The following is a 9,578-nucleotide window of genomic DNA, read 5'->3' as shown; positions in this document are numbered from 1 at the left end:
ATTAAGCTGCAACACAATCTTATATGGGTCTCCCGAGAAAATGTTGACACATACAGAGGCAGCTGGATGGCCCCTATTTTTAGGACATTATGGTATAATGAAACATATTTGACATCATTCCGAAAGGATGAAATTTCATGGACGATACCCATCTTATTACCTTGTTATCTGGATTTTGTTTTGATTTTACTCATATGTTTGCCTCAGGAGGCCTCAAGGACGAGGAACTGGACGCACTTTTGCCTCAGCTTCAGGCGGCTGAGAAAGGTCTATCCTATATTCGCAAGGAAGGCAGGGCCTATCATCATCTTTCAAAGGATGGAGACCCTGAGGCGGTCTATTTTACCCGTCTTCCTTATGTCGCCGAAGACCATCCCAATACGCCGCAGCTTATGACGCAGCTGGAAGCTTTTGGCAAGAAAGTATCCCAAGGGTTTGACGTGGTGCTTTTCAGCGGCGTAGGCGGCTCCTATCTGGGCGGTAAGGTCCTTTACGATTGCTACCAAAGCGAATTTTGGACGCACCATGATACGCCGGTGCCCAAGGTTTTTTTCGTGGGCAACAACATGGACACGGAAGACATGAAGAATATTGGGGCTGCCCTTCTTGCCATGGCTACCGCCATTAAAGAACAGGAAGGGCGTAAGCTTCGCGTTATGCTCGTTCCCATCAGCAAATCAGGGACAACCATGGAACCGACGACAGGTTTCCTCTTCTTTTACGAGCGCTGCCAAAAGCATGCCAATCAGATTGAGCTTTCTGTTACTGTCGTGACTGACCCTGCTCAGAAGGACGGGCCGCTCATGCGTCTTTCAAAGGTCTATGACTGGGAAGTATTCCCCATTCCTTATGGAATCGGCGGGCGGTTCAGTGTTCTTTCGACACCGGGCCTTATCGTCGCAGCGACTCTTGGAATGAATCTTTCCCAGCTGCTTGCCGGTGCCGCCAATATGGATGAAGTGTGCCGCGGCAGTGACTGGCGGCGCAATCCTGCCCTTTTTGGAGCGGCCGTGAAATATTTGGCTGCCCGGGACCATGGCGCTTCCATCGAAGTCTTCATGCCTTATGCGATGCGGCTTAAGGCGCTCGGGGAATGGTATGTTCAGCTGCTTGCTGAATCCTTGGGCAAGCGTCAGGATCGCAATGGTAAGGACGTCTTTTATGGGCGGACGCCCCTTGTTGCCATCGGAACGACGGATATGCATGCCCAGACCCAGCTCCACCAGGATGGAATCCGGGATAAAGTGGTTCAGTTCCTTTTTATTGACAGTCTAAAAGGAAAAATCCATCTCCACAATCCCTTCCCTGAAATTGAGTCCCTGCGCCCTTATGAAAACATGGATGTCGGGCGGGCCTTGGAAATCGCTATGGAAGCAAATGAAGAGGCCCTTATGAGCGACGGACGCATGAGTGCCCTCTACAGGCTGCCCCAGCTTGATGAATTTTATCTCGGACAAATATTCTACTACCTCATGCTGAGCATTGCCTACGAAGGAGAATTGGCCAATGTGGATGCCTTTGACCAGCCGGGCGTGGAAGTCTATAAGAAGATTATGAGAAGGAAACTGGGAAAATAGTGGGGGAGAGTAGAAATCGCTCTGCTCAGTTCGGCCTAAAGGGAGTGCTTCCTATAGCGGTCAATTGAAAACAAATCATACTGGAGCCTTAACCTGAATGCATGTCTTAATGCGGGTTAAGGCTCTTTTTGCGTTTTCTTCAGGATGCATGGAACCGTCCCCCGTCAGGCCTTTTGCCTCAGAACTTGATGCTGCGCTTTGAATACAAAGAAAAAACTCGAACGCAGGCTGCTCCTTCCATTGTGGTCTTCCCTATATTTCAAAAAGACGGGCCTTTTACAGAAACTGATGATAAGAATAAGAGCCCTAAACCAAACTCGCATCTAAGTTTGGCTTAGGGCTGACCTTATCGTCTTTTGCTTTAGCACTTGAATTCTCCGAAATCGATTCGCCTTACCAAGACGGTCAGTGCATCGTCGATGGATTCGCAAGCTCCCTGTGCGTCTTAGAAAAAGTAAAGCAAGAAATCGTGACAGAGCGCTTACGTGAGTTACGGGATTTTTTGCTGAGCCTCATGCTGAAAAATTCGTGGGGAAAGCTTCACAAAGGGCAGTGACAATTGGAACCGTTGGAGTATCCTCTTCTGTCCGATCCAGCAAAGACAAGGCGGAGTGCAGTGCCCTTTTACCCCTTATATTCACCTAATATAGTATCTGATGGATGCTAAAAGTAACGGAACCGTTTTTTGGGGGATGACGAAGCTTCGGACAGATTTTCTTAGCAGGACAGATTTTCTTAGCAGGACTGTAACGAGCAAGTTTGCTTGCGGAACCGTGTTATTGAAGAATCAATTCGGCGCCCTCCTATAGGGTGGCTTGCCGCCGCACCTTCGAGTCCTTTGCCTTTTGTTTTTTTCTCTTCTCCTACCTCAGTACAATGTCTGCTTTCTTCGCGTGGTTCAGCTGGTTTCCTGTAATGAATCCTTGATCATGCATATTTTCAAGGACCAGGTCCCGCCGCCTCCGACAGGCCTCCATGTCGTTATAGGGGTTAAGGTCCGTCGGTGCGTTGGGCAGTCCCGCAAGGACGGCACATTCCATGAGGGAGAGCTGCTTAGGTTCGATGCCGAAGTAATTGCGTGCGGCACTTCTGATGCCTGTCGAGTGATTGCCAAAAAAAGTTGTATTAAAATACATCTCGAGAATCTCTTCCTTGGAATACCTGGCTTCGACGATGAGGGCAAGGCCGGCTTCCCATAGCTTTCGCTCCAAGGTGCGCTCCGGCGACAGGAGATTGTTTTTTACCAGCTGCTGCGTCAGGGTGCTTCCGCCTTGGGCGACTTCGTCGTACTGAAGGTTGACGAGTATGGCTCGCATGATGGCGCTGGGATCGATGCCGATGTGGGAATAAAAACGTCGATCTTCTGTTGCGATGAGGGCTTGGGGAAGGTAGGCGGGCATGCTATCAAGGTTGATCCAGTCACTTTTATCTATCCGTCCCTGTGCCACGTCCTTCATATGATAGGCAAGGTAGCAGAGCCGAATGGGACGGGGCAGTTTCTTTCCTAAGTAGGGATACGAAAAGGATTCCATGAGGGTCGGTCCGCCTGCACTGGCCGTTGGTGCGGCAGGGACCATGACATACCAGAGGAGCCCGCCGAGGATGAGGGTGAGGATGAAGAGTAATTTTTTCATGGTTGGCTCCTTTCCAAGGATGTTTGTTCCTTTTTATTCTACCCGAAAGAAGCATAAAAATCCATGGGGAAGAGGGAAGAAAAAACTTGCGATATTTTTGCAAAATGACTAGTACCGTGAGGGGCTGAGTACTATAATGTAGGCATCCTTAAAAAGAGGAAAAAGAAAAGAAAAAAAGTGTTGCAAACTTATGCATAAAGACGTATAATATTGCAACATAAAGGAGGAGATAGTGCTTTATGGAAAATTTCGGGGGAATCATCCTTTTCCTTGAAGAGGCTTGGCAGACGGTACCGCAGCGATGCATCTGCTGAATTCCCGAGAAACTTTGGAATTCAAGATTGCATGAATATTAATAATGATGCGAGTTCCGCACATGAGGAGGAAATAAGATGCAGATCAAAGGCGATGAAATGAATATCCTAGTTGAAGCCCTGCCATACCTGAGTGCTTTTAAAGGAAAGACTGTTGTTGTCAAATATGGCGGTAACGCCATGCTAAGTGATGACCTCAAAAACAAGGTCCTCCAAGACATTGTGTTCCTGCGGCTTGCAGGCATGCGCCCCGTTGTCGTCCATGGCGGCGGCCCGGAAATTACGGCTATGCTGAAGCAAGCAGGCAAAAAGAGCGAATTTGTAAGCGGCCTGCGCGTCACAGACGCGGAAACGGTGGCCATTGCTGAATTGGCCCTTGTGGGACGCACCAATACGGACCTTGTCCGAAGACTGAACATCCTAGGCGGCAACGCCATCGGCCTGAACGGCAAAGATGGCAAACTCCTTGAAGCCAAGAAACATTTGGCCGATGTCTATGAAGACGGACAAGTGAACTTGGTCGATATCGGATTTGTGGGAACCGTGGACAAGATCAACACGGACCTGCTGAATCTCCTGATCCAAAATGACTATATTCCCGTTATTGCGCCGATTGGTCTCGGTGCCGACGGGGAGACCTACAATATCAATGCCGACAGCGTGGCCGGTGAAGTAGCAGGGGCCCTCAAAGCAGAAAAGCTCCTTATGCTCACCGATGTGCGCGGCATCTATGAAGACCATCATGACGAAAGTACCTTCCTTTCCACGCTGACCTTTGAAAAGGCCCATGAACTGATCATCAAGGGAAGCATCGACGGAGGCATGATCCCAAAGGTCAAGGCCTGCATTACGGCTCTTTCCGGCGGGGCACATAAGACGCACATCATCGATGGGCGTCGGGAACACTCCATCCTTCAGGAGATCTTCTCCGATGAGGGTGTTGGTACGGAAGTCATCAAGGGCTGATGAGGGGGAACTAGCATGAATACAAAAGAAATCATTGCAATGACGCAAGCGCATTACCTTCCCGTCTTCGGCCGCTTCCCCATTGCCATTGACCATGGCGAAGGGGCGACCTTATATGATGCGGACGGCAAGGCCTATCTGGACTTTCTTGCCGGGATCGCAACCAATGCCCTGGGCTATAACCATCCGGCGATTGTCAAGGCGGTGTGCGAACAGACCCAGAAAGTCATGCATACATCCAACCTTTTTTATACGGAAATCCAAGCCAAGGCGGCGCAGCAGCTTGCTGAGGTAACGGGTATGGATCGTGTCTTTTTTGCCAATAGCGGTGCTGAAGCCAATGAAGGAATCATCAAGCTTGCCCGCAAATACGGCAGCAGTAAGAACCCGGCGAAATTCCGCATCATTACGGCAAAGGATTCCTTTCACGGCCGCACCATGGAAACGTTGACCGCGACCGGTCAGGACCATTATCATGAAGGACTGACGCCCTTGCCTGAAGGCTTTACGTACGTGCCTTTTGGTGACCTTAAGGCCATCGAAGCCGTTATGGATGATGATGTATGCGGCGTCCTCATCGAACCAATCCAGGGCGAAGGCGGCGTCCATGTTCCGGCCCCGGGTTATCTTGAAGGGGTCAAGGCCCTGTGTGAAAAGCACGATGCCCTTTTCCTCCTCGATGAGGTTCAGACCGGTGTCTGCCGCACGGGCAAATGGTTTGCCTACATGCACAGCACCGTCAAGCCCGATGCCATGAGCCTTGCCAAGGCCATTGGCGGTGGGTTCCCCATGGGGGCCTTTGTTACGACGGAGCGTCTTGCCCATGTCTTTAAACCGGGCGATCATGGCTCTACCTTTGGCGGCAATGCCATTTCCTGTGCCTCCTGCTATGCGACACTTAAGACGTTAAAGGAACTGCATATGGATGAAGCTGCAGCCAGAAAAGGGGCATATTTCCAAAAGGGGCTTAAGGCACTTCAGAAAAAACATCCGGACAAGATTGTCGATGTGCGCGGCAAGGGGCTCTTATTGGGGGCTGAACTTTCAAAAGCCGGCGCTTGTCTTGTTGGGCGCGCCTTGGAAAAGGGCTTTATCATCAACTGCACGGCAGGAAATGTCCTGCGTTTTGTTCCGCCCCTCATCATTACGGAAGGGGAAATCGATCAGCTCCTTCAGTGTCTTGACGAGCTTTTGACGGAATTCTAAGAAGAAAAAGAGGGAATAAAATGGCCTTAAAAAATAAAGATTTGATTTCCATCCATGATTTAAGTGTTGGAGAGGTGGCAACCATCCTTGATGTGAGCCGCAAGCTGAAGAAAAAACAGAAAATAGGCGAACCTCATGAATACCTGAAAGGGAAGACCCTTGCCATGATTTTTTCCAAGGCATCCACACGAACCCGGGTTTCCTTTGAAACGGGGTTCCATCAGCTGGGTGGGCATCCAATCTATATGAGTGAGGCCACAAGCCAGATTGGCCGAGGCGAGCCCGTCAAGGACACGGCCCGCGTCCTTTCCCGTTTTGTCGACGGCATCATGATCCGCACCTATTCCCATGAGGCCGTCAAGGAACTGGCAGCCTATGCTTCTGTTCCTGTCATCAATGGACTGACGGATTTGCTTCATCCCTGCCAGGCCCTGACGGACCTATTTACCATTATGGAGTACAAGGAAGTCCTCAAGGGCCGTAAACTTGTCTTTGTCGGTGATGGCAACAACATGGCCCATTCCCTGATGTATGCCTGCGCCAAGGTGGGGATGAACATGGTCTGTGCAAGCCCAAAAGGGTATTACCCTGATCCGCAGGTCCTGAAACAGGCCCAGGAAGATGCCGCGCTGACAGGTGCTTCCATCACCGTCGAAGAAGACGTCATGAAGGCGGCCGAAGGAGCTGATGTCCTGTACACGGATGTGTGGGCTTCCATGGGTGAGGAAGCAGAGCATGAGGAACGGGTAAAGAAGTTCCAAGGCTATCAGATCAATCAAGCCCTTCTCGATGTGGCCCGCCCTGATGCCATGGTGCTTCACTGCCTGCCGGCCCACAGGGGAGAAGAAATCACCGATGATGTCATTGAAGGACCACACTCTGCTGTCTTTGATGAAGCTGAAAACAGGCTCCACGTCCAAAAGGCCATTATGGCTTTGCTAATGAGCGATGAAGTCCTTTAATCCATAGAAAAAAAGGAGAACCCGATCATGAAGAAAAAAGACGAAATCAAAAAAGTTGTTCTTGCTTATTCCGGCGGCCTCGACACGTCCGTCATTATTCCTTGGCTGAAGGAAAACTATAATAACTGTGAAGTCATTACCGTAACGGCCGATTTGGGACAAGGCGATGATATGAGCTTTGTTCATGATAAGGCGCTAAAGAGCGGGGCTTCCAAGGCTTATGTCCTTGACCTGCGAGATGAATTCCTTCGCGATTATGCTTGGCCCATGGTCAAATCCGGTGCCGTTTATGAAAAAAAGTATCTCTTGGGAACGTCCATTGCCCGTCCGGTCATTGCAAAGCATCTTGTTGAAGTGGCACTGAAGGAAAATGCCGATGCCATCTGTCACGGCGCTACAGGTAAGGGCAACGACCAGGTCCGCTTTGAACTGGGCATCAAGGCCCTGGCTCCGCAGCTTCAGGTCATCGCTCCTTGGCGGGAATGGAACATCAAATCCCGTGAAGATGCCATCGATTTTGCCTCCGCCCATAATATCCCGGTACCGGTCACGAAGAAAAAAGACTACAGCATGGACTGGAACATCTGGCATCTTTCCCATGAAGGCAGCGATCTCGAAGATCCAGCCAATGAACCAAATCCGGATATCTATATCTTTTCCGGTACGCCCGAAGGCGCTCCCGATAAGGACGAATATGTGGACCTGGAATTTGTCGAAGGGGTTCCGGTCGCCGTCAATGGCAAGAAGATGGAACCGGTGGAACTTCTCACTACCCTTAACGAAATCGGTAAGCGCAACGGCATTGGTATTGCCGACATGGTGGAAAACCGGCTGGTCGGCATGAAGGACCGCGGTGTCTATGAAACGCCGGGCGGTACCATCATCTACTATGCCCATAACGAACTGGAAAATATCTGTCTTGATCGGGCCACCTATAACTATAAGGAACAGATCGGCATCCGTTATGCGGAACTCGTCTATGATGGCATGTGGTTCTCCCAGCTGCGGGAAGCGCTCCAGGCCTTTGTTGATGAAACGCAGAAAACGGTGACCGGCACGGTTCGTCTGAAGCTCTACAAGGGCAATATCATTTCTGCCGGCACGACGAGCCCCTATTCCCTCTACAGCAAGGAATATGTCACCTTCGGCGAAGACGATGTATATGATCAGACCGATGCGAAGGGATTCATCACCCTCTTTGGCCTGCCGCTGACGGTTCGGGCCCTCATGAAACAGGGGAAACTGAAATAAGATGGCAAAATTATGGGGTGGAAGATTCAGTAAGGATACAAATGCCTTGGTAGACGCTTTCAACGCTTCCATTGAATATGATCAGCGCCTCTGCCATGAAGATATCCGCGGCAGCATTGCCCACGCGCACATGCTGGCCAAAACGGGCATCATTTCGGAAAGTGATGCCGAAAAAATCGTGAAGGGGCTTACGAGCATCCTTGATGATATTGAAAAGGGAACGTTCGAATTCAAGACCGAACTGGAAGATATCCACATGAATGTGGAAGCGGCCCTTACGGAGCGCATCGGTGATGCCGGTGCCCGTCTCCATACAGCTAGGAGCCGCAACGACCAGGTGGCCCTTGACATGCATATGTATATGAAACGGGTTGTGACCGAAGTCATGGACCTTGTGATCCGCTTTGAGGAAGCCCTGCTGACGGTGGCGGAAAAAAATCAGGATACGCTCATGCCTGGATACACCCATCTGCAGCGGGCGCAGCCCATTACTTTCTGCCATCATCTCTTGGCCTACTTCAATATGTTCCTGCGCGATTTCCGCCGCCTTGAAGGGGTGTGGAAAGGAGCGGACATCATGCCCCTCGGGGCGGGTGCCGTGGCGGGGACAACCCTTCCTATCGACCGCTTCCAAGTGGCCGAGGAACTCAATTTTGATGCGGTCTATGGCAACAGCATGGACGCCGTAAGCGACAGGGATTACCTCTTGGAATTTCTTTCTGCCGCGTCCATCCTCATGATGCACTTATCCCGCCTCAGTGAGGAAATCTGTCTTTGGTCCTCGACGGAATTTGGGTTCATCGATCTTGATGATGCTTTTGCAACGGGCTCATCCATGATGCCCCAGAAAAAGAATCCCGACATTTCCGAGCTCGTTCGCGGCAAGACGGGGCGGACCTATGGTCACCTTATGGCCCTTTTGACAACGCTCAAGGGCCTGCCCCTTGCGTATAACAAGGACCTTCAGGAAGATAAGGAAGGTTTCTTTGATGCGGTCGATACGGTGAAGTTTTCCCTTACTGTCTTCCGGGATATGCTCCTTACCATGACGGTGAATAAAGAACGCATGGCCGAAGCCGTCCATAAGGATTATTCCAATGCGACGGATCTTGCCGATTACCTTGTCAAGAAAGGCCTGCCCTTCCGCAAGGCCCATAAAGTCGTTGGCGAAGCCGTGGCCTATGGCATCAAGCACCGCAAGTATCTTGTGGAGCTGACCTTGGATGAGTACAAACAGTTTTCGCCCCTTTTTGAAAAGGATCTCCTTGAAGCCCTGCGTCCTGAAAACTGCGTGGCTGCCCGTACCTCCTACGGCGGCCCTGCACCAAAGGAAAATGTCAAGCAGCTGACCTTGGGAAGGTCGCTTGTCGATGGACAGAAGAAGACCCTTCATGAGCTGGTAACAAAGCGCTGAGCTTTTGTTATAGGGAAGGCCTTGCCCTTTCCGCAAACACAATCATCTGGCACCTTGAAATAAAGGGGACCGGGAGTGTCCATTTCCTCGTGCCCACATGAGCCTCCTTTCATAGGAAAATAAAAGCACCGGTGAGTGTCTCTTTTCCTATGGAAGGAGGTTGTGTCTTTTTTGGAACTTTTGCTGGGCAAGGGGCTAAAGCTAAGCGTAAAATGTTTCTCGGTAGGGAAAAATAGTCCTTGCAAAATAAAGGG

The 9,578-nt window shown here is 50.6% G+C and carries 7 protein-coding genes; 6 read left to right on the top strand and 1 reads right to left on the bottom strand.

Features of this window, described 5'->3' with window-relative positions:
- Positions 1 to 137: 137 nt before the first annotated feature.
- A complete protein-coding gene (locus QZQ08_RS09305; RefSeq protein WP_296331250.1) occupies positions 138 to 1,577 on the top strand; it encodes a glucose-6-phosphate isomerase in 1,440 nt (479 codons plus the stop codon).
- An 863-nt stretch (positions 1,578 to 2,440) separates the two neighbouring features.
- Here QZQ08_RS09305 and QZQ08_RS09300 read toward each other — a convergent pair.
- Complete coding sequence (locus tag QZQ08_RS09300) at positions 2,441 to 3,211, bottom strand: transglycosylase domain-containing protein (protein WP_296331248.1); 771 nt, start codon at positions 3,209 to 3,211, stop codon at positions 2,441 to 2,443.
- A 392-nt stretch (positions 3,212 to 3,603) separates the two neighbouring features.
- On the opposite strand from QZQ08_RS09300, the gene argB reads away from it, so the two are divergent.
- The 5 genes from argB to argH are packed head-to-tail and all read left to right on the top strand — an operon-like array spanning position 3,604 to position 9,324.
- Positions 3,604 to 4,491 carry an acetylglutamate kinase gene (gene argB / locus QZQ08_RS09295; RefSeq protein WP_009016374.1) on the top strand — a complete coding sequence of 296 codons (888 nt, stop codon included), beginning with the start codon at positions 3,604 to 3,606 and terminating at the stop codon, positions 4,489 to 4,491.
- 15 nt (positions 4,492 to 4,506) lie between these two features.
- On the top strand, positions 4,507 to 5,697 hold the full coding sequence (locus tag QZQ08_RS09290) for an aspartate aminotransferase family protein (RefSeq protein ID WP_296331245.1): 1,191 nt from the start codon (positions 4,507 to 4,509) through the stop codon (positions 5,695 to 5,697).
- A 20-nt stretch (positions 5,698 to 5,717) separates the two neighbouring features.
- Positions 5,718 to 6,659 carry an ornithine carbamoyltransferase gene (argF, locus tag QZQ08_RS09285; RefSeq protein ID WP_296331242.1) on the top strand — a complete coding sequence of 314 codons (942 nt, stop codon included), beginning with the start codon at positions 5,718 to 5,720 and terminating at the stop codon, positions 6,657 to 6,659.
- Between the two features lie 27 nt (positions 6,660 to 6,686).
- Positions 6,687 to 7,910 (top strand): argininosuccinate synthase, encoded by a 1,224-nt coding sequence (locus QZQ08_RS09280; RefSeq protein WP_296331240.1) that lies wholly within the window; start codon positions 6,687 to 6,689, stop codon positions 7,908 to 7,910.
- A 1-nt stretch (position 7,911) separates the two neighbouring features.
- Positions 7,912 to 9,324, top strand: a complete 1,413-nt coding sequence (gene argH, locus QZQ08_RS09275) for an argininosuccinate lyase (protein WP_296331238.1) — start codon at positions 7,912 to 7,914, stop codon at positions 9,322 to 9,324.
- Positions 9,325 to 9,578 lie beyond the last annotated feature (254 nt).

The organism is uncultured Acidaminococcus sp., assembly GCA_900538365.1.
In the GTDB taxonomy this organism is placed as follows: domain Bacteria; phylum Bacillota; class Negativicutes; order Acidaminococcales; family Acidaminococcaceae; genus Acidaminococcus.
Note: the sequence above shows the minus strand (reverse complement) of the source record. Positions and strands in the feature narration are given on the sequence as shown.